Annotated in this window: 21 protein-coding genes; 10 read left to right on the top strand and 11 right to left on the bottom strand. The window is 70.9% G+C overall.

The window, feature by feature from the left end; all coding sequences use genetic code 11:
• Positions 1-41 precede the first annotated feature (41 nt).
• Positions 42-1,220, top strand: coding sequence for a PucR family transcriptional regulator (locus ACQUQD_RS11125; RefSeq protein ID WP_428951891.1), 1,179 nt, complete (start codon positions 42-44; stop codon positions 1,218-1,220).
• Between the two features lie 42 nt (positions 1,221-1,262).
• Here ACQUQD_RS11125 and ACQUQD_RS11120 read toward each other — a convergent pair whose 3' ends face one another.
• Entirely contained in the window at positions 1,263-2,213 is a 951-nt protein-coding gene (locus tag ACQUQD_RS11120) for a hypothetical protein (protein ID WP_428951890.1), read from the bottom strand.
• A gap of 79 nt (positions 2,214-2,292) precedes the next feature.
• On the opposite strand from ACQUQD_RS11120, the gene ACQUQD_RS11115 reads away from it, so the two are divergent.
• The gene (locus ACQUQD_RS11115; RefSeq protein ID WP_428951889.1) at positions 2,293-2,487 is read left to right on the top strand and encodes a DUF3046 domain-containing protein; all 195 of its coding nucleotides are present in this window, start codon (positions 2,293-2,295) and stop codon (positions 2,485-2,487) included.
• Positions 2,488-2,546: 59 nt separating this feature from the next.
• The gene (locus ACQUQD_RS11110; protein WP_428951888.1) at positions 2,547-3,785 is read left to right on the top strand and encodes an AI-2E family transporter; all 1,239 of its coding nucleotides are present in this window, start codon (positions 2,547-2,549) and stop codon (positions 3,783-3,785) included.
• Between the two features lie 17 nt (positions 3,786-3,802).
• On the opposite strand, the gene ACQUQD_RS11105 is transcribed toward ACQUQD_RS11110, so the two are convergent.
• Positions 3,803-4,648 carry a hypothetical protein gene (locus ACQUQD_RS11105; RefSeq protein ID WP_428951887.1) on the bottom strand — a complete coding sequence of 282 codons (846 nt, stop codon included), beginning with the start codon at positions 4,646-4,648 and terminating at the stop codon, positions 3,803-3,805.
• 182 nt (positions 4,649-4,830) lie between these two features.
• Here ACQUQD_RS11105 and ACQUQD_RS11100 point away from each other — a divergent pair, with 182 nt between their 5' ends.
• From ACQUQD_RS11100 to ACQUQD_RS11080, 5 genes are all read left to right on the top strand, one after another.
• Complete coding sequence (locus ACQUQD_RS11100; RefSeq protein WP_428951886.1) at positions 4,831-5,856, top strand: MDR family NADP-dependent oxidoreductase; 1,026 nt, start codon at positions 4,831-4,833, stop codon at positions 5,854-5,856.
• Between the two features lie 28 nt (positions 5,857-5,884).
• On the top strand, positions 5,885-6,256 hold the full coding sequence (locus ACQUQD_RS11095; protein ID WP_428951885.1) for a MerR family transcriptional regulator: 372 nt from the start codon (positions 5,885-5,887) through the stop codon (positions 6,254-6,256).
• Positions 6,257-6,485: 229 nt separating this feature from the next.
• On the top strand, positions 6,486-7,604 hold the full coding sequence (gene recA / locus ACQUQD_RS11090; protein WP_428951884.1) for a recombinase RecA: 1,119 nt from the start codon (positions 6,486-6,488) through the stop codon (positions 7,602-7,604).
• A 3-nt stretch (positions 7,605-7,607) separates the two neighbouring features.
• Positions 7,608-8,390 (top strand): recombination regulator RecX, encoded by a 783-nt coding sequence (recX, locus tag ACQUQD_RS11085; protein WP_428951883.1) that lies wholly within the window; start codon positions 7,608-7,610, stop codon positions 8,388-8,390.
• A 34-nt stretch (positions 8,391-8,424) separates the two neighbouring features.
• Positions 8,425-9,003 carry a hypothetical protein gene (locus ACQUQD_RS11080; protein ID WP_428951882.1) on the top strand — a complete coding sequence of 193 codons (579 nt, stop codon included), beginning with the start codon at positions 8,425-8,427 and terminating at the stop codon, positions 9,001-9,003.
• 58 nt (positions 9,004-9,061) lie between these two features.
• On the opposite strand, the gene ACQUQD_RS11075 is transcribed toward ACQUQD_RS11080, so the two are convergent.
• The 8 genes from ACQUQD_RS11075 to ACQUQD_RS11040 form a co-directional block, all read right to left on the bottom strand.
• Entirely contained in the window at positions 9,062-9,472 is a 411-nt protein-coding gene (locus ACQUQD_RS11075) for a rhodanese-like domain-containing protein (protein WP_428957519.1), read from the bottom strand.
• Positions 9,463-10,008: a cysteine dioxygenase gene (locus ACQUQD_RS11070; protein WP_428951881.1), complete on the bottom strand. Its 546-nt coding sequence runs from the start codon at positions 10,006-10,008 to the stop codon at positions 9,463-9,465. Before ACQUQD_RS11070 ends, ACQUQD_RS11075 begins: the two co-directional genes overlap by 10 nt.
• Before the next feature lie 94 nt (positions 10,009-10,102).
• The gene (locus tag ACQUQD_RS11065) at positions 10,103-10,192 is read right to left on the bottom strand and encodes a putative leader peptide (RefSeq protein ID WP_428951880.1); all 90 of its coding nucleotides are present in this window, start codon (positions 10,190-10,192) and stop codon (positions 10,103-10,105) included.
• Positions 10,193-10,275: 83 nt separating this feature from the next.
• Positions 10,276-11,901: an FAD-dependent monooxygenase gene (locus ACQUQD_RS11060; RefSeq protein ID WP_428951879.1), complete on the bottom strand. Its 1,626-nt coding sequence runs from the start codon at positions 11,899-11,901 to the stop codon at positions 10,276-10,278.
• Between the two features lie 219 nt (positions 11,902-12,120).
• The gene (locus ACQUQD_RS11055; RefSeq protein WP_428951878.1) at positions 12,121-13,011 is read right to left on the bottom strand and encodes an amino acid ABC transporter permease; all 891 of its coding nucleotides are present in this window, start codon (positions 13,009-13,011) and stop codon (positions 12,121-12,123) included.
• Positions 13,008-13,673, bottom strand: coding sequence for an amino acid ABC transporter permease (locus tag ACQUQD_RS11050; RefSeq protein WP_428951877.1), 666 nt, complete (start codon positions 13,671-13,673; stop codon positions 13,008-13,010). The genes ACQUQD_RS11055 and ACQUQD_RS11050 overlap by 4 nt, the downstream gene beginning before the upstream one ends.
• Positions 13,674-13,771: 98 nt before the next feature.
• The gene (locus ACQUQD_RS11045; RefSeq protein ID WP_428951876.1) at positions 13,772-14,605 is read right to left on the bottom strand and encodes a glutamate ABC transporter substrate-binding protein; all 834 of its coding nucleotides are present in this window, start codon (positions 14,603-14,605) and stop codon (positions 13,772-13,774) included.
• 96 nt (positions 14,606-14,701) lie between these two features.
• Positions 14,702-15,481 carry an amino acid ABC transporter ATP-binding protein gene (locus tag ACQUQD_RS11040; RefSeq protein ID WP_428951875.1) on the bottom strand — a complete coding sequence of 260 codons (780 nt, stop codon included), beginning with the start codon at positions 15,479-15,481 and terminating at the stop codon, positions 14,702-14,704.
• Positions 15,482-15,734: 253 nt separating this feature from the next.
• Here ACQUQD_RS11040 and ACQUQD_RS11035 point away from each other — a divergent pair, with 253 nt between their 5' ends.
• Both ACQUQD_RS11035 and ACQUQD_RS11030 read left to right on the top strand, forming a co-directional pair.
• Complete coding sequence (locus tag ACQUQD_RS11035) at positions 15,735-16,427, top strand: response regulator transcription factor (protein ID WP_428951874.1); 693 nt, start codon at positions 15,735-15,737, stop codon at positions 16,425-16,427.
• Positions 16,428-16,448: 21 nt separating this feature from the next.
• Entirely contained in the window at positions 16,449-17,894 is a 1,446-nt protein-coding gene (locus ACQUQD_RS11030) for an ATP-binding protein (RefSeq protein WP_428951873.1), read from the top strand.
• Here ACQUQD_RS11030 and ACQUQD_RS11025 read toward each other — a convergent pair.
• Complete coding sequence (locus tag ACQUQD_RS11025) at positions 17,873-18,868, bottom strand: TAXI family TRAP transporter solute-binding subunit (protein ID WP_428951872.1); 996 nt, start codon at positions 18,866-18,868, stop codon at positions 17,873-17,875. The two genes, ACQUQD_RS11030 and ACQUQD_RS11025, sit on opposite strands and share 22 nt — an antisense overlap.
• Between the last annotated feature and the right edge of the window lie 137 nt (positions 18,869-19,005).

The following is a 19,005-nucleotide window of genomic DNA, read 5'->3' as shown; positions in this document are numbered from 1 at the left end:
GCCGCCGAGTGCAGAACCGCGTACAGCACCGAGGGAGGGCCGTGCCTCTGTCACCCGAAGCGCGCTCCCTCGCTGCGCGCTGCGAGCCGCGCGTCAACGCGTTGGCCCGGCGCATGGCCCGCGACTCCTTCGAGGAGCTGCCCGGGTACGCGGATCTGCCCGACGACGTGAAGGACGTGGAGATCGCCGCGACCGCCCGGCACGGCGTACGGCTGTTCCTGCGCCGGGTCGGCGACCTCGACCCCGAGGTGTCCGACAGCCACCGGCTGTTCCGCGAGAGGGCCGCCCAGCGCGCCGAGGAGGGCATGCCGCTGCATCTCCTGCTGCGCACCCACGCGCTCGGCGTCTACGTCCTGTGGCAGGCGCTGCGCGACGTGGCACGCCCCGGTGAGGAGGCCGCCCTCGTCGAGCTGGTCGACGTCCTGCTGGAGAGCCACCCCGGCGTCGTGGGCGCGGTCGCCGAGACGTACCTGGACGAACGCTCCGCGCTGGAGGCCGAACAGCGCGCCCAGCAGCGGTCGCTGCTGCGCGGACTGCTCGACGGCATGCTCCCTTCCGGCCATGAGCTGCTCGACCAGCTCCACATCGAGGGCCCCGCCCTCGTCCTCGCCCTCGGCCTGGACACACCGTCCCCGGAGAGCCCCGTCGCGGTACGCCGCCGTCTGCGGCGTCTCCAGACCGTCCTGGACCACGCCTTCCGTGTGGACGTGCTGGCGCTCCTGGACGGCGACGGCGGCCGCGTCGTCGTTCCCGAGGACTGCGACCCGCCCGACGACCTGCCGCGGCAGCTGAGCAGGGCGAGCGGTCTGCGCGTGCGGGTGGCCGCGGTGCGGGCGGACGGACCCGAGCACATCACCGACGCGGCCCGCACCGCGACCGAGATCCTGCGCATCACGCGCGTGTGCGGCATGCCACCCGGTCTGCACCGCCTCGACGACGTCCTGCTCGAGTACCACCTCTCGCGGCGCAACGAGAGCAGCCACCGCATCGCCGCGCTCCTCGACCCGGTCGCCGGGCGGCCCGAACTCCTGGAGACACTGCGCACCCATCTGGCCCACCAACAGGACCGCAGGGCCACCGCCGCCGCGCTCGCGCTGCACCCGAACACCGTCGACAACCGGCTCGCGAAGATCGCCGAGCAGACCGGCATCGACTTGCCGTCGCCGCGCGGCACGGCCCTCGCGATCGCGGCGCTGCTGCTGCGCGACTCCGAGGACTGAGCGCGGAGGACCGCTCACCAAGGACGCGCTCCAGAGACGCGCTTACAAGGGACGTCCGTAGGCACGCAGTGTGCGCAGCGCCTCGATCGTCACCATGGGGCGCGCCTCCAGGGCGGTACTCGGCGCCCACTGGCGCCAGTTGACCGGCCAGCCGCCGTCCTCCTGCTGCTCGCTCTCCAGGTGGTCGAGCGCGCGCCCCATCTCCTCGTCGGTGAACCAGGAACGGGCCAGCGACTCGGGCGCCCTCGCGTAGTCGTACGGGAAGTGGTGCTCGCCCGGCGCATAGCCGGGCGCGACCGGATAGTCGTCCCTGCTGTCCGGATCGAGCACCGCGAGGCGCTGCTCGCGTACGAGGCGGCCGAGCCGGTCGGCGGCGGCCCGCGCGCGTGGGCGGTCCGGCGCGCCGTCCAGGAAGGCGACGGCCGCCTCGATCTCGTACGGATGCGAGGTCTTCAGGGACTCGACGGCCGACCAGCAGAAGTCGGTGGCCCGGAACAGCCAGGCGTGCCACACCTCGTTGCGGTGCAGCAGGCCGACCACCGGACCGGTGGCCAGCAGTTCGCTCGGCGGGTCGTCCACCACGGGCACGAACGGCGCGTGCGGATAGTCGCGCTGGCTGGGATGCACCGCCGGAAGGGCGCCTTCCGGGGTGGAGACGGCGGTCAAGTAGCGGCACATACGTTCGATGCGCTGTCCTGAGCATCGCCCGATCGAGTCCAGGACGCGCAGCGCGTGACCGGTGTGCAGGGGCTGGCTGACCGGGCCGCGCAGATCGGGTTCGAGGCCGTGCCCGTAGCCGTCGTCCTCGTTGCGGTAGGCGGTCAGGGCGGTCTCGACGGCATCGGCCGCGGCGGGCGAGCCTTCCAGGAAGTGGTAGGCGAACCGGCGCTGCTCCAGGACGCGCGCGGTCAGCCAGACGAACGGTTCGGCACGGGAGAGCGGGGAGCGTGCCGGCGGCGATGAGAGGAGTGGGGAAGCTCCGGTTTCGGCCATGCTCCGACCGTAGGACGGAAAGCGTTCTCAGCAAGCCACCCCGGCGGGGGCCCACTCTCAGGAGCGGGATACTGGAGGTATGCGGTTGACGGTCTTCTGGCAGCGGATGGCGGATCACTTCGGGTCCGGGTACGCCGACACCTTCGCGCGCGATCACGTGATGGCGGGCCTGGGCGGGCGTACGGTCCACGAGGCGCTCGACTCCGGCTGGGAGGCGAAGGACGTCTGGCGTGTGGTGTGCACCACGATGGACGTGCCCTCGGAGAAGCGCTGACCGCGGTGAAGATCCCCGGGTGGTAACCGATTGTCGGTGACGTGGGCGAGACTTGCTCCGTGGCAGCGACAGACGAGACCCTCCAGGTGACGGCCGATGCCGTACCGCCCGGCACGACGCCTCCTGAGCAACCGCCGGGCCAGGCGGCGATCCCGCGGCCCGGAATGCCGCGCTGGCTGCCGCGCGCCATGGTGCTGGCCCTGGCCCTCATCGCCTGCTTCCAGCTGGGCAGTTGGGCCTTCCACCAGATCACCGGACTGCTGATCAACGTACTGATCGCGTTCTTCCTGGCCCTCGCCGTCGAGCCGGCGGTCAGCTGGATGAGCGCCCGCGGACTGCGCCGCGGCCTGGCCACGGGCATCGTCTTCCTCGGCGTGATGATCGTGAGCGCGGGCTTCGTCGTGCTGCTCGGATCGATGCTCGCGGGCCAGATCGTGGACATGGTCGAGGACTTTCCGAAGTACCTCGACCAGGTCATCAGCTGGGTCAACGAGACGTTCCACACCGAGCTCAACCGCGTCGAGGTCCAGGACAGCCTGCTGCACTCGGACTGGCTCCAGAAGTACGTCCAGAACAGCGCGAGCGGCGTTCTCGACGTGTCCGCGCAGGTGCTCGGTGGGCTCTTCCAGCTCCTGACGATCGCCCTGTTCTCGTTCTACTTCGCCGCCGACGGGCCGCGGCTGCGGCGCGCGCTGTGCTCGGTGCTGCCGCCCGCCAAGCAGGCCGAGGTGCTGCGCGCCTGGGAGATCGCCGTCGACAAGACGGGCGGCTACTTGTACTCGCGCGGCCTGATGGCGCTGATCTCCGGCATCGCGCACTACATCCTGCTGCAGGCGCTCGGCGTGCCGTACGCGCCGGTGCTCGCCGTGTGGGTGGGCCTCGTCTCGCAGTTCATCCCGACGATCGGCACCTACCTGGCGGGCGCGCTGCCCATGCTGATCGCCTTCACCGTGGACCCCTGGTACGCGCTGTGGGTGCTCATCTTCGTAGTCGTGTACCAGCAGTTCGAGAACTACATGCTGCAGCCGAAGCTGACCGCGAAGACGGTGGACATCCATCCCGCGGTCGCGTTCGGGTCGGTCATCGTGGGCACGGCCCTGCTCGGTGCCGTGGGCGCGCTGATCGCGATCCCCGCCGTCGCGACGCTGCAGGCGTTCCTGGGCGCGTACGTGAAGCGGTACGACGTGACCGACGACCCGCGCGTGCACGGACACCGCAGACGCAGCGGAGCATCGGTCCTTGCACGTATGCGACGTGCCATGCGAGGTCCCAACGAGCCGAACTCCGAAGATTCGTAAGCGGGTTCACCCGGTCACTACGTGAGAGCGGCCCAGGCGCCGGCGCCGAGGACCGCGGCCACATAGCAGCCGACCGCCGCATACATGACGCGGTTCTTGGCGCGGTCGCTCCATGCGGTGCGGGACATCAGCCGGGCCAGGACCGGCAGCACGAGTACGGCATGCAGGCTCACCCCGTGCAGCGGCTTCAAGGCGGCCGTCGAGTGGTACGCCGCTTCCTGGTGCCCGGTCCTCGTGAGGGTGACGCCACGCGCGATCATCGCCGCGCCGGAGGCGAGCGCGACCAGGAGGACGGCGAAGCCCGCGCGCACGGCGAGAGGCATTCCTGTAGGTCCGCCCGGACGGTTCCTGAAGGAAGCGACGGCGAAGACCGTCAGCACCACCACCAGAATGCCGCCGCCCACGGCGAGCGACATGGAGACGGCTGTGTCGAAGCCGGCCTCCATGTTGAGGTGCGACGGAACCCTGCGCCACGCCTGAAGAGTGATGCCGCCGACCTCCACGACGCAGTCGGCCGCGAACACGGCGAGCAGCACGGACCTGAGCCGCACACCGATCCGCACGTACGAGGTCACCCACGTGAGGGCGATCAGCGTCAGGCCGAAGGAGAGCCCGAAGGTGACGGGCTTGCGCCAGGACACGGGCCCGTCCCACGGGCCGCCGTCGACCCCGAGGACCACGAGGTGGACGAGGCCTGACGCGACCAGAGCGACACTGGTCGCGTAACAGAGCCGCTCTGCCGGACGGGCGGTGTGCCACAGAGCGCCGAGAACGCCAAAGGCCCTGTTGAGCGAAGCCGCCGGGGCAGTGGACGTCGGCGCCGCGCCTTCAGGGACCAGCTCTCGATGCTCATGGTTCGCCATGCCTTGAGCCTCCCTGCGCGGGGCGGCGCCGTCGTCGTCCGGCCGAAGGCATGCCGCATACGTCCGCGGGAGTACGGTCCCGCGCCGGCCCGGGCTTGACCCTGACGTGCGCGTCAGGGATTAGCGTCACCGCACCTCGGCGGCCTCCGGGCCGCCGCCCAGCGTCCACCCGGAGGCCGACCATGACCGCAGCGCTGCCCGGTACCACCCGCCTGATACGGCTCGCGGCCGTCCCCGAGGGACTGCCCGCGCCGGAACACTTCAGCGTCGTCGAGGAGCCGCTCGCCGCACCCGGAGCGGATCAAGTGCTGGTCAGGAACCGGCACTTCCTGGTCTTCCCCGGACTGCGCACCCTGATGGGCGGTGAGGCCGACGGGATGCCGCTGCCTCGACTGCGCCGTGGGGACGCGTTGGTCGGCCCCGCTGTCGGCGAGGTCGTGGCCGCACCTGCGGGCGGACCGCTGAGCCCCGGCGACCTGGTGACCCACATGTCCGGCTGGCGGGAGTACGCCCTGGTGGGCGCCGCCGAGTGCGCTCCTGTGGACAGCGCGCTGCCCGATCCGGTCGCCTGCCTGTCCCCGGGGCCGGCCGCCTACGGAGCACTGACCCGCCTCGTCGGCGTACGGCCGGGCGATGTCGTCCTCGTCACCGGTGCGGCGGGAGCGGTGGGGTCCCTCGCCGGCCAGATCGCCCGGCTGCTGGGCGCGAAGCGGGTCATCGGCAGCACCGGATCGCGGACGAAGGCCGAGCGACTGGTCACCGAACTCGGCTACGACGCGGCCGTGCTGCGCGGCGAGGGACCGTTCGCCGACCGGCTCGCCGAGGCGGCACCCGAAGGCATCGACGTCCTGGTGGACAACGTCGCGGGGGAACAGCTCGTCGCCGCACTCGGCGCGGCGCGGCAGGGAGCGCGGTTCGCGCTGATCGGCGCCCTGTCGGGGCAGCTGGCAGCCGACCGGGCCGGGGGCAGCGCGCCGGTGGAGATCGACGCCTACCGCCTCGTGGTCAAGGGCGTCTCACTGCGCGGGTACACCGGCGCGGAGCACCCCGGTGTCGAGAAGGAGTGGAACGGCCGCTTCGGGGACTGGCTGCGCTCCGGCGAGATCGTCTTCCCCCACGTACGGATCACGGGTATCGACCGCGCTCCGCAGGCATTGCGGGACATGATGGAGGGCAGGCATTTCGGGGCCGTCGTCGTCGACGTGTAGCCATCGCGTCGCGGGAGAGTGGGGCGGGATGCGGATCGGCGAGGCGGCGGCAGCGGCCGGGACCACCCCTCGGGCGCTGCGGTTCTACGAGCAGCGAGGGCTGCTGTCCCCACCCGTGCGCACCGCCTCCGGCCAGCGCGAGTACGGCTCCGGCGAGGTGGCCCAGGTCCGTGCCATCCGCGAGCTGCTGGCCCTCGGGCTCACCATCGAGGACCTGCGCGGCTTCGCGGACCGCCTGCCGCTGCTGGCCCAGGATCCGCCGCCGCCGTGCACCTCTTCCGGGTCCGGCGTCGTCGGTTCCGCGGTCGTCACCCGGCGGCTCGCGGCCCTCGACGCCGAGATCGGCCGGCTGACCGAGCTGCGCGAAAACCTCGCGCGACGGACCCGCGGCGACGCGTGATCCTGATCGCTCCGTCCCCGCGTGGTGCGCTTGACACCAAAATCGAACATCCATTCTTATGGAGTGTCCAGGAGCTCCCGCCCCAGGAATCCCAAGGGATTCGGAGTGAGCGACTGGGCGAGAAGCCTCGAGTTATCCACAGGCGGACGGGCGTCGAGGCCGATTGTCAGTGGCAGGCGTTAGCGTCTTTGACGTGAAGCGATCGACACAAGCAAATCGGGTGGAACCCATGGCAGGAACCGACCGCGAGAAGGCGCTCGACGCCGCGCTCGCACAGATTGAACGGCAATTCGGCAAGGGCGCGGTCATGCGCATGGGCGAGCGGCCGAATGAGCCCATCGAGGTCATCCCCACAGGGTCGACCGCGCTCGACGTCGCCCTCGGCGTCGGCGGCATCCCCCGCGGCCGCGTGGTGGAGGTGTACGGCCCGGAGTCCTCCGGTAAGACGACCCTGACCCTGCACGCCGTGGCCAACGCCCAGCGGGCGGGCGGCGCGGTGGCCTTCGTGGACGCCGAGCACGCCCTCGACCCCGAGTACGCGAAGAAGCTCGGCGTCGACATCGACAACCTGATCCTGTCCCAGCCGGACAACGGTGAGCAGGCTCTGGAGATCGTCGACATGCTGGTCCGCTCCGGCGCCCTCGACCTGATCGTCATCGACTCCGTCGCCGCGCTCGTGCCGCGCGCGGAGATCGAGGGCGAGATGGGTGACTCGCACGTGGGTCTCCAGGCCCGTCTGATGAGCCAGGCCCTGCGGAAGATCACCAGCGCGCTCAACCAGTCGAAGACCACCGCGATCTTCATCAACCAGCTCCGCGAGAAGATCGGCGTGATGTTCGGCTCCCCGGAGACCACGACCGGTGGCCGGGCGCTCAAGTTCTACGCCTCGGTGCGCATGGACATCCGCCGTATCGAGACCCTGAAGGACGGCACGGACGCGGTGGGCAACCGCACCCGCGTCAAGGTCGTCAAGAACAAGGTCGCGCCGCCCTTCAAGCAGGCCGAGTTCGACATCCTCTACGGCCAGGGCATCTCCCGCGAGGGCGGCCTGATCGACATGGGCGTCGAGCACGGCTTCGTCCGCAAGGCCGGTGCCTGGTACACGTACGAGGGCGACCAGCTCGGTCAGGGCAAGGAGAACGCGCGCAACTTCCTGAAGGACAACCCCGACCTGGCCAACGAGATCGAGAAGAAGATCAAGGAGAAGCTCGGCGTCGGTGTCCGCCCGGAGGAGCCGGCCGCCGAGCCGGTCGCGGACGCGGTGGCCGGTGCTCCCGCCGAGGACGCGGCCAAGACGGTGCCCGCTCCCAAGGCCGCCAAGTCCAAGGCCGCGGCGGCCAAGAGCTAGTCCGTGACACGACGAACCGACTGGGCCGAGTACGACGCCTGGCCCGCCGTCCCTGAGGGCCGGGGACGCGGGAGCGACGAGGCGTACGACGATGCCGCGTACGGGGAGACGGGGCACGACGCCGACGCGGGGGACGGTGCGGCGGGCGGGCCGCGCCGCGGGGGCCGCGCGCGCGGCGGCGCCGGGCCGCGCGGCCGTCGACGCAGGGGCGGATTCGGGGATCCGTCCGGCGGCGCACAGGACGACGGCCCCCCTGACTCGTCGAGGGCCGAGCGAGGGGAGCCGTCAGGGGACCCGGCGGAGCGGGCGCGGAACATCTGCTTGCGTCTGCTCACCGGGACCCCGCGCACGCGCAAGCAGCTGGCCGACGCTCTCCACAAGCGGGAGATCCCGGACGACGTGGCGGAGGAGGTGCTGTCCCGGTTCGAGGAGGTCGGGCTGATCAACGACAGCGCCTTCGCGGACGCCTGGGTGGAGTCCCGGCACCACGGCCGGGGGCTGGCCCGTCGGGCGCTCGCCCGTGAGCTGCGCACCAAGGGGGTGGACTCGACGGTGATCGACGAGGCGGTCGGGCAGCTCGACGCCGAGCGGGAGGAGGAGACCGCGCGCGAACTGGTCGCTCGCAAGCTCCGTTCCACGCGCGGCCTCGACCGGGACAAGAGACTGCGCCGCCTCGCGGGCATGCTCGCCCGCAAGGGCTACTCCGAGGGCATGGCGCTGCGTGTGGTGCGTCAGGCGCTGGAGGAAGAGGGGGAGGAGACCGAGGACCTGGGGTTCGGGGAGTAGGGGCTGTCGCCCGGCAGACGTCCTGGCGGTCGCCGTGTCCCTCCTCGGACCGCTCCCCGTCAAGGCCGCCATGGTCTTCCTCGGGCGGCCGTTGCGGCCGACCGGCTCCGGCGCCCGGCTCGCCGCCGCCAACCTCCGGGGCAATGCCGCAGGCATGGCCGCCGTGGTCACCCCGCTCACCCTGCTGGTCGGCATGACGTGCACCGTCCTGCTCGCCCAGCCCACCCTCGGCTACGCCGCCCTGCCCAGGTCCGTGACGGGCTCCGCGCCGACCGGGTGCTCGCGGCACAGGGGTCGGGTGTGCCCGAGGCCGCTGTCCGGACGCTGCGGAGAGATCGGGGGCGCCACTGTCACCGAAGTCGTCCGCTCCACTGTCCGCGTCGGCCTCGACAAGTACCCGGCGCAAGGCCTCACGTCGACCGGACCCACCCGCACCTGGGACTCGGACGTCACCGCCGGATCACTCGGCGGATTCGGTGCCGGCTCGGTCGCCGGGAGCGAACTCGCCGCCGATCAGCAGCACTTGAATCTCGGAGACCATCTGAAGGTGGCGCTCGGCGACGGCATGCCCGTCATGCTCACCATCGCCGAAGCAGTAAGCAGTAAGCAGTAAGGGGCAGTTCGCAATAGTGGGTGGCCCTTACGGCCCCTACGGCCAGGGGCACCCGTACTCACGCCTCGGTGACCGGCAGACCCGCCGCTCGCCACGCCTGGAACCCGCCCACCAGGTCCGTCGCCCGGTGCAGCCCCAACTGCCGCAGCGACGCGGCCGCGAGGCTGGAGGCGTAGCCCTCGTTGCAGACGACCACGACGCGCAGATCATGACCGGTCGCCTCGGGCGCGCGGTGGCTGCCCTGCGGGTCGAGACGCCACTCCAGTTCGTTGCGCTCGACCACCAGGGCGCCGGGGATCAGCCCGTCGCGCTCGCGCAGCGCCGCGTACCGGATGTCGACCAAGAGGGCCTCACCTGCGGAGGCCGCGTCGAACGCCTCCCGTGCCTCGATCCGGTCGAGCCCGGACCGCACCTGTTCCAGCAGCGTGTCGATGCCCACCGGGCCGTGGTCCGCGGCGCTCACTGCCAGTCCTCCGGGCGCTCCACCGACTCCAGGCGCAGCACCGGACCGGTGCGGCTGTAGCGGCGGATCTGCGGAAGCGGCGGGTAGTAGGCGTGCACCGACACGGCGTGCTCGGTGCGGGATTCGTTCAGCACCTCGTGCACGTGGTGGCGGCCGAAGGCGCGGCCCTGGCCGGCCTTCAACTGCCGCTCCCTGTCGACCCCTTCGGACAGTTCCAGGGTGCGCCAGCCGTCGGCGGGCAGTCGGGCGGCCAGGGAGTTCTCCGTCAGCTCGCCCGACGCCGTGAGGAAGGCGCCGACGGACTCGGCGTGGTCGTGCCAGCCGGTGCCGGTGCCGGGCGGCCAGCCGATCAGCCAGGCCTCGCTGCCGCCGGGGCCTTCGAGCCGTACCCAGGTACGGCCCTCCGGATCCAGCGGCAGGGAGGCGATGAGATCACGGTCCGCGGCGGTGCGGCGGACGAAGTCGAGCAGGTCGGCCTGGGTGGGCGCCGCTTCGGGCGCGGCGCCCCCGGCGGACACGGGGGAAGACGTGGGCAGAGACACGGGTACCGTCCTGGAGTTCGCGAAGGACGCGCGCCGCGGATGCCGACGACAGGGCATCACAGGGCAGGCACGCGGAAGGGAAGAGAAGGCGAATTCAGCAGGACGGGCGACACACGCAGCCCGCGTAGCGGACGAGGTCCATATGGACCCTCCGCCACAGGCGTACATCGCTGTCGATCGTCACGCTCCGGAGTACACCATGGCGGTGGGAGCCGGTCAACTCACATCCCTGGAGGCCCGCTCGAGCCCGTCGCGGCCCGCGCACGATCAGGCGCGCCCGCCCTTCGTGGCGCTCTCCACCGGTTCGCCGTCGGGCACGGGGCCGCCGAGCGCGGTCTGCGCCGCTTCGTACAGCTCCGCCGGGCGCACTCCGCTCAGCGCCGTCACCAGATGCCCGTCGGGCCGGATCAGCAGCACCGTGTGGGCCGCGGCGCCCGGATAGCTCTCCGCGACGAGCAACTCGGCCTCGTGCGGCAGCGCCGCGACGGCCGCGGCGAGCCGTGGCATCAGGCCCGCCGACATCCAGTGCTTGCGCTCCCACACACCGGTGCCGGGCGCGACGAGGACGACGAGCAGGTGCCCGAGGCCCAGCCGGTCCCGCAGCCGGACGAACGAGCCGTCGGGCGCCGTCACGCGGACATCGGAGATCGGGGCGCCGGGCGCCGTGCCGACCTCCACCTGCGACTCGGAGCGGGGCGGCGCGAGGGGCGAATCGGCGTACGTCCCCGGCGCGCCGAGCGGGCCGTGCCCCAGGTGACCGTCCGTGAGCAGCGCGTCGTGACCGCGGGCGGACCCGGGGACGTACGAACGCAGTCCGCCGCCGCCCCGCAGTATCGGCAGCGCCTGGTCCGCGGCGCGCAGCCGCCCCGCGACGACGGCGCGGCGCTCGACCTGGTAGCTGTCGAGCAGCGCGTCGTCCGGGGCCGCGCGCGGCCCGTCGTGCCAGGCCAGGGCCAGCTTCCACGCGAGGTTGTCCGCGTCGCGCAGGCCTTCGTCCAGGCCCTGGGTGCCCAGGGCGCCCAGCAGGTGCGCGGCGTCGCCGGCGAGGAAGGCGCGGCCGACGCGCCAGCGGCGGGCGAGGCGGTGGTGGACCGTGTGGACGCCGGTGTCCAGCAGCTCGTAGGGCGGGGTGGAGCCTCCGCACCAGCCCGCGAGCGTCTCCCGGATGCGTGCCACCAGCACATCCGGGGTGACCAGGTCGCTGCGGGGCGGCAGCAGCCAGTCCAGGCGCCAGACGCCGTCGGCGAGGGGGCGGCCGACGATTTCCGCGCCCGAAGGACCCGAGGTCCGCCACGGAGGGCTCCGATGGAGCAACGCCTGGCCGGGCCAGGGAAGTTCCGTGCGCAGCGCGGCGACCGCGTGCCGTTCGACGGCGGTGCGGCCCGGGAAGCGGATGTCGAGGAGCTTGCGCACGGTGGAGCGGGGGCCGTCGCAGCCCACCAGGTAACTGCCCCGCCACCACGTGCCCTTGGGGCCGCGGGTGTGCGCGGTCAGGCCGGACTTCTCCTCCTCGATCGAGTCGAGGCGGCTGTCGACGGAGATCTTGACGAGCCGTTCCCGGGCGACGGCCTCGCGCAGCGCGCCGGTCAGTTCGTGCTGGGCGATGTGCAGCGGGGCGGGCAGTTGCTCACCGAAGGTGAGCGTACGCATCTCCTGTTTGCGGCGCAGGGAGCGCCACCCCGCCCAACGGGAGCCGGCCCCGTCGAACGACGTACCCGACAGGCGCTCGACGAGCGCGGCGGTGTCCTCGCGCAGGACGACCGTGCGCGCCGGGCGCTGCTCGTCCTTGCCCGGACCCTCGTCCAGCACCACGGACGGCACGCCGTGCCGGGCGAGCGCGAGGGACAGCGTGAGCCCGACCGGGCCGGCGCCGACGACGATCACCGGATCCACGGCGCGGCCCCTCCTGCCCCGAGAAGCCCGCCGGTGGGAGCCCCGCGCAGGGGCGCGGGCGGCGTACTGGACGTACAAGGACGGGCAGTTGGAGCGGGGTGCGCGTTCACAGAGCGTATGCAACCCATTGCCGGTGCTTGCGTCAAGTGACGGAGGCAGTGGCGATCATGCCACTGCCTCCTTGATACCGGAACGGTCGAGCGACCGCGCGCCGACCCCCTACATGGTGCCGCCGGCTCCCGCGGACTCCGCGCCGCCGACGGCCGCAGCCGGGAGCACCGCGCCGGTCGACTTCTTCCTGCGGCGCAGCCGTCCCTCCAGCCAGGAGGCGAAGGTCGTCAGGGCGAAGTTGATCGCGATGAAGATGAGGGCCACGATCGTGAAGCACGCGATGGTGTTGGCGCCGTACGCGGCGCTCATCGGACGCACGGACGCCAGCAGTTCGGGGAACGTGAGGAGCGCGCCGCCCAGGGCGGTGTCCTTCACGATGACGACGAGCTGGCTGACGATCGCCGGCAGCATCGCGGTCACCGACTGCGGCAGCAGGATCGCGCGCATCGTCTGGCCCTTGCGCAGACCGATGGCGTACGCGGCCTCCGTCTGGCCCTTGGGGAGGGCCTGGATGCCCGCGCGGACGACCTCGGCGAGGACCGATGCGTTGTAGAGCACCAGGCCCGTCACGACGGCGTACAGCGGCCGGTCGTCCGAGGAGACGTTCGTGAACTCGGAGTACGCCGCGTTCGCGAAGATCATCAGAATGAGGACCGGGATGGCGCGGAAGAACTCGACGACTGCGCCGGAGGGGATGCGCACCGACAGATGGTCGGAGAGACGCGCGATGCCGAAGAGGGCGCCGAGCGGCAGTGCGATGACCATCGCGAACGCGGCTGCCGTGAGGGTGTTCTCCAGGCCCGGCCAGATGTAGGTCTCCCACGGACGGCTGTCCGTGAAGAACGGCTTCCACTTGAGCCAGTCGAGCTGGTTCTTCTCGTCGAGCTTGGCGATCACCCACCAGGCGACGAGAGCGAAGACGACGAGGAACGCTATGGAGTAAAGGACGTTGCGCCGCTTGGCCCGGGAGCCCGGGGCGTCGTAGAGGACCGAGGTCATCGCTTTACCGCCACCTTCTTGCTCACCCAGCCGAAGAACAGGCCGGTCGGCAGCGTCAGGCAGATGAAGCCGAACGCGAAGACGGCGGAGATGAGAATGAGCTGGGCCTCGTTCTCGATCATTTCCTTCATGAGGAGCGCGGCCTCGGCGACACCGATGGCCGAGGCCACCGTGGTGTTCTTGGTGAGCGCGATCAGCACGTTGGCGAGCGGGGCCACCACCGAGCGGAAGGCCTGCGGCAGGATGATCAGGGTCAGAACCTGATTGAAGCTGAGCCCGAGCGCACGGGCCGCCTCCGCCTGGCCGAGAGGCACCGTGTTGATACCGGAGCGGAGCGCTTCACAGACGAACGCCGAGGTGTACGCGATCAGGCCGAGCACCGACAGCCGGAAGTTGATGGTGTCGAACTGAGTGGAACCCATGCTCATGCCCAGCGTCTGGAAGAGGCCGAGCGAGGTGAACACGATGATGACGGTCAGCGGAATGTTCCGCACGATGTTGACGTACGCGGTGCCGAAGCCGCGCATCACGGGGACCGGGCCGACTCGCATACCGGCCAGGACGGTTCCCCATATGAGGGAGCCGACGGCTGAGAGAGCGGTGAGTTTCACCGTCACCCAGAACGCTCCCAGCAGGTCGTAACCTTCAAGAAAGTCGAACACGATCTCCCGCGCTTCCGCGTGTCTGGAGGGCTGCCAGGTATGGGGAGGGCGCGGCGGTCCGTCCGGCCGGAGGGATCGCCGCGCCCTGCCTCACCACGTCACTTGACGATGTTGCCGATCTTCGGGGCGGGCTCGTTCTTGTAGTTCGCGGGACCGAAGTTGGCCGTCACGGCCTTCTCCCAGGAACCGTCCGAGACCATCTTCTCCAGGGCCTTGTTGATCTTGGCCTTGAGGTCGCTGCCCTTCTTGACGCCGATGCCGTAGTTCTCGTTGGTCATCTTGAAGCCGCCGAGCTTGAACTTGCCCTTGAACTGGGACTGCGCGGCGTAACCGGCGAGGATCGAGTCGTCCGTGGTCAGCGCGTCGATCGCCTTGTTCTCGACGCCGGTCAGGCACTCCGAGTAGCCGCCGTAGTTCTGCAGCTGGGCCTTCGGAGCGAGCTTGTCCTTGATGTTCTGCGCCGACGTCGAACCCGTCACCGAACACAGCTTCTTGCTGTTCAGGTCCTTCGGGTCCTTGATCGAGTTGTCGTCCGCGCGGATCAGGACGTCCTGGTGGGCCAGGAGGTACGGGCCGGCGAAGTCCACCTTGGCGGCGCGCTCGTCGTTGATCGAGTACGAGGCGGCGATGAAGTCCACGTCGCCGCGCTGCAGCATCGTCTCGCGGTCGGCGCTCTTGGCTTCCTTCCACTCGATGTTGTCCGCGCTGTAGCCGAGCTCCTTGGCCACATACGTGGCGACGTCGACGTCGAAGCCCTCGTACTTGCCGTCCGGGGTCTTCTGGCCGATGCCCGGCTGGTCGAACTTGATACCGATGGTGATCTTCTTGCCGCCACCGGAACCCTTGTCGTCGTCGCTGCCGCCGCACGCGGTGGCGGTGACGGCGAGCGAGAGGGCGATGGTGGCCGCCGCGGTGACCTTGCGGAGCTTCATGGGGAACATCCTTCGTGTCGGCAGATTCGGCAGAGGGAAAAACTCAACACGCGCGCGCGGGGGTCCCGTTGGGGCGACGCACGCGTCGACGCGCGTCTAGTGGTGCAGGATCTTCGACAGGAAGTCCTTGGCCCGGTCACTGCGCGGGTTGCTGAAGAACTGGTCGGGGGCGGACTCCTCGACGATCCGGCCGTCCGCCATGAAGACGACGCGGTTGGCGGCCGAGCGGGCGAAGCCCATCTCGTGCGTGACCACCACCATCGTCATGCCGTCCCGGGCGAGCTGCTGCATCACCTCGAGGACCTCGTTGATCATCTCCGGGTCGAGCGCCGAGGTGGGCTCGTCGAAGAGCATCACCTTCGGGTCCATCGCCAACGCCCGCGCGATGGCCACACGCTGCTGCTGGCCACCGGAGAGCTGTGCGGGGTACTTGTCCGCCTGCGCGCCGACGCCGACCCGGTCGAGGAGCGCCCTGGCCTTCTCCTCGGCCGTCTTCTTGTCCGCCTTGCGGACCTTGATCTGGCCCAGCGTCACGTTCTCGAGCACGGTCTTGTGCGCGAAGAGGTTGAAGGACTGGAACACCATGCCCACGTCCGCGCGCAGCCTGGCCAGTTCCCTGCCCTCCTGGGGCAGCGGCTTGCCGTCGATCGTGATGCTGCCGGAGTCGATCGTCTCCAGGCGGTTGATCGTGCGGCACAGGGTCGACTTGCCGGAGCCGGACGGGCCGATGACGACGACGACCTCACCTCGCGCGACGGTCAGGTCGATGTCCTGGAGCACGTGCAGCGCACCGAAGTGCTTATTGACTTCGCTCAGCGCGACCAGTGCATCGCCCGCAGGGGGAGTGGCGTCCTTGGTCACCGAAACTTCGGTCATCGGGGTCTTGCTCCATCCTCCTCGGTTGGGAGGACATTAGTAACGCCGTACGACCAGCGTCATTACATCTGAGGGGAAATTGAGCATAACGATCCGGCCGCAACCGGACACTATGCGTGAAGAGGGCGTGGTCCCGCGTACCGGCTGCATAACGGAACACGGACGTAACCGGCAGGCTCTTGACGCCGTCCTTATGTATCGGCGTGGATGCCTTGGTGAACGTGAAGAGACCGGGGCGGGTGAGGGGGCCGGAATGAGACTGCTGCTCGTCGAGGACGACGACCATGTGGCCGCGGCCCTGTCCGCCGTGCTCGCCCGGCACGGTTTCTCGGTGCGGCACGCCCGCAACGGCGAGGAGGCGCTGCAGGCGCTCGTCCCCGAGCCCGACGCGTTCGGCGTCGTCCTGCTCGATCTGGGGCTGCCCGACCAGGACGGCTACGAGGTCTGCGGCAAGATCCGCAAGCGCACCTCGACCCCCGTCATCATGGTCACCGCGCGCGCGGACGTGCGCTCGCGCATCCATGGGCTCAATCTCGGCGCGGACGACTACGTGGTGAAGCCGTACGACACCGGGGAACTGCTGGCCCGCATCCATGCCGTCAGCCGGCGCAACACGGGCGGGGAGGCCGCGCCCGTCGCCGAGGCCGAGCCCGGACTGCGGCTCGGTGCCGTACGCATCGAACTGCCCACGCGGCAGGTCACGGTGGACGGGACCGCCGTCCAGCTCACCCGCAAGGAGTTCGACCTGCTGGCACTGCTCGCGCAGCGTCCGGGGGTCGTGTTCCGGCGGGAGCAGATCATCAGCGAGGTGTGGCGCACCAGTTGGGAGGGGACGGGGCGCACCCTGGAGGTGCATGTCGCCTCTCTGCGGTCCAAGCTGCGGATGCCCGCCCTCATCGAGACCGTGCGCGGCGTCGGGTACCGGCTCGTCGCGCCGGCCGCGTAGCGGAAGCCGTAGAGTCCCCGGGTGCGCGCCCGTCTGCTTCCGCTGCTCATCGTCCTCATGGCGGGCGTGCTGCTCGCGCTCGGCTTCCCGCTCGCGGTGAGCGTGGCCTCCGCGCAGCAGCAGAAGGTCGTGATCGACCGCATCGACGACACCGCACGGTTCGCCTCGCTCGCGCAGTTCGTCACGACCCACCCGGAAGAGGGCGGGCGGAGCGTGACGGACGAGCGGCAGCAGACCCTGCAGAAGGAACTCGCCCGCTATCACGACGTGTACGGCATAAAGGCCGGCGTCTTCTACCGCGGCCGGGAGCCGATGGGCCGGGCCCCCGGCGACTTCTCCGTGCCCCGGCGAACCGGCGCCGTGTACGCGGCGTTCGAAGAGGCGCTGTACTCGCGCGGCAGCCACGATCCGGCCCAGGTGTGGCCGTGGCAGGAGGGCCGGCTCGTCGTCGCCTCGCCGGTCATCCGGGACGGTGACGTCGTCGCGGTCGTCGTCACCGACTCGCCCACCGACGCGATGCGCGCCGCGACGCTGCGCGGCTGGCTCGTCATCGTGGCGGGCGAGGTCGCCGCGATGCTCCTCGCGGTGGGCGCGGCGCTCCGCCTGACCGGCTGGGTGCTGCGTCCGGTACGGGTGCTGGACGCGACCACCCACGACATCGCCACCGGGCGCCTGAAATCGCGGGTCGCGGCCGCCGGCGGTCCGCCGGAACTCCGGCGCCTGGCCCGGTCGTTCAACGAGATGGCGGACAACGTCGAGGACGTGCTGGAGCAGCAGCGCGCCTTCGTCGCCGACGCCTCGCACCAACTGCGCAATCCGCTCGCCGCCCTGCTGTTGCGCATCGAGGTCCTGTCGTACGAGCTACCGGAGGGGAACGAGGAGATCGCGTCCGTGCAGACCGAGGGCAAGCGCCTGGCCCGCGTCCTCGACGACCTGCTCGATCTGGCCCTGGCCGAGCACGCCGCCGCCGACCTGCAGTTGACCGACATCGGCGCGCTGGCCGCCGAGCGCGTCGAGGCCTGGCGCCTCACGGCCGACGGCAAGGGCGTACGGCTGGTCGCCGAGTGTCCCGCGGTGACCGGCTGGGCCGACCCGGTCGCGCTGTCCAGTGCCCTGGACGCGGTGGTCGACAACGCCCTGAAGTTCACGCCCGAGGGCGAGCGGGTCACGGTCACGGTCCGGGCGAACGGGGAGACGAGCGCCATCGAGGTCGCCGACGGCGGCCCCGGCCTGCGCGAGGAGGAGCTCGCCCGGATCGGCGACCGGTTCTGGCGCAGCGGACAGCACCAGAACATCAAGGGCTCGGGCCTCGGCCTGTCCATCTCCCGGGCGCTGCTGGCCGCGGGCGGCGGCTCCATCGCGTACACCCCGCACGAACCGCGCGGGCTGAAGGTCACGATGCGCGTGCCCAGGACCGCGCCGGTGCCGCAGTCCCGGGACGCCGGTCAGGGCTTGACGGAGCGGTAGTAGCGGCGCGCGCCCTCGTGCAGGGACAGCGGGTCCGTGTAGACGGCGGTCCTGAGGTCGACGAGCTGCGCCGCGTGCACCTCGTTGCCGATGTGGTCGCGGCTGTCGATGACGGTACGCGTCATCGCCTCGGTCAGTGCCGCGTCCGTGCGGTCGGTGGTCACCAGCAGGTTCGCCACGGCCAGCGTGCTGACGGCCTTGCCCCGCTGGGCGGCCGGGTAGGCGTCGGCGGGCATCACGGCCGCCCGGTAGTAGCGGGACGACTCACCCTGCTTGTGCAGTTTGTCGACGAGACTGCCGAGTTCGACCAGGCGGATCGGGAACCTCTCCGACAGCTTGCCGACGTGGGTGGTGGGCAGGCCGCCCGACCAGAAGAACGCGTCGATCTCTCCGGACTCGAGGGCCGCGGGCATGGTGTCTATGCCGATGCCCACGGGCGTGACGTCCGTCTCGATGTCCAGGCCCGCCGCGCGCAGCACCCGGTCGGCGATCAGGCGCACGCCCGAGCGGGCCCCGCCCACGGCGACCTTCTTGCCCTTGAGGTCCTTCACCGACTTCACGGAGGACGAGCGGGGCACGATGAGCTGCATGTAGTCGTCGTAGAGGCGGGCGCAGCCGCGCAGCTCGGTCGCGCCCTGACGGCCCTCCTGCTGGTACTTGGCGACCGCGTCGGCCGCGGCGATGGTGAAGTCCGCCTTGCCGGTGGCCACCCGCTCGACGTTGTCCCACGAGCCCTCGCTGCTGGTGAGCCGCACGTCGAGCCGGGGGATGTCCTCGCCCAGGGCCGTCTTGAGCAGGTTGCCGTACTTCTCGTAGACGCCGGTGCGGGCGCCCGTGCTGATCGTGACCTTCCCGCTCTGTTCGGGTTCGCCCCACGGGGCCAGCCACCACAGCAGCAGCCCGAACACCACGAGCCCGGCCGCGGCGCCGGTGAGCGCGCGGCGACGGGTGACACGGGTGAACAGTTCGGGCATGCGCGCGATCCTGCCAGCTCGGGCCGGGCGCTGACCAGGCCTTGCGGAGGCAGCGGGCATCACACCTCGGCGACGATCCACGACGGCGAAGCGGATCGTCGCCGGTGGCGCCTTCGGCCGGCTACGGGCTGCAGCGG

The sequence above is a fragment of the Streptomyces sp. cg35 genome (assembly GCF_050410835.1).
Classification (GTDB): domain Bacteria; phylum Actinomycetota; class Actinomycetes; order Streptomycetales; family Streptomycetaceae; genus Streptomyces.
The sequence above is the reverse complement of the archived record's forward strand: the minus strand, read 5'-3'. Positions and strand labels throughout refer to the sequence as shown.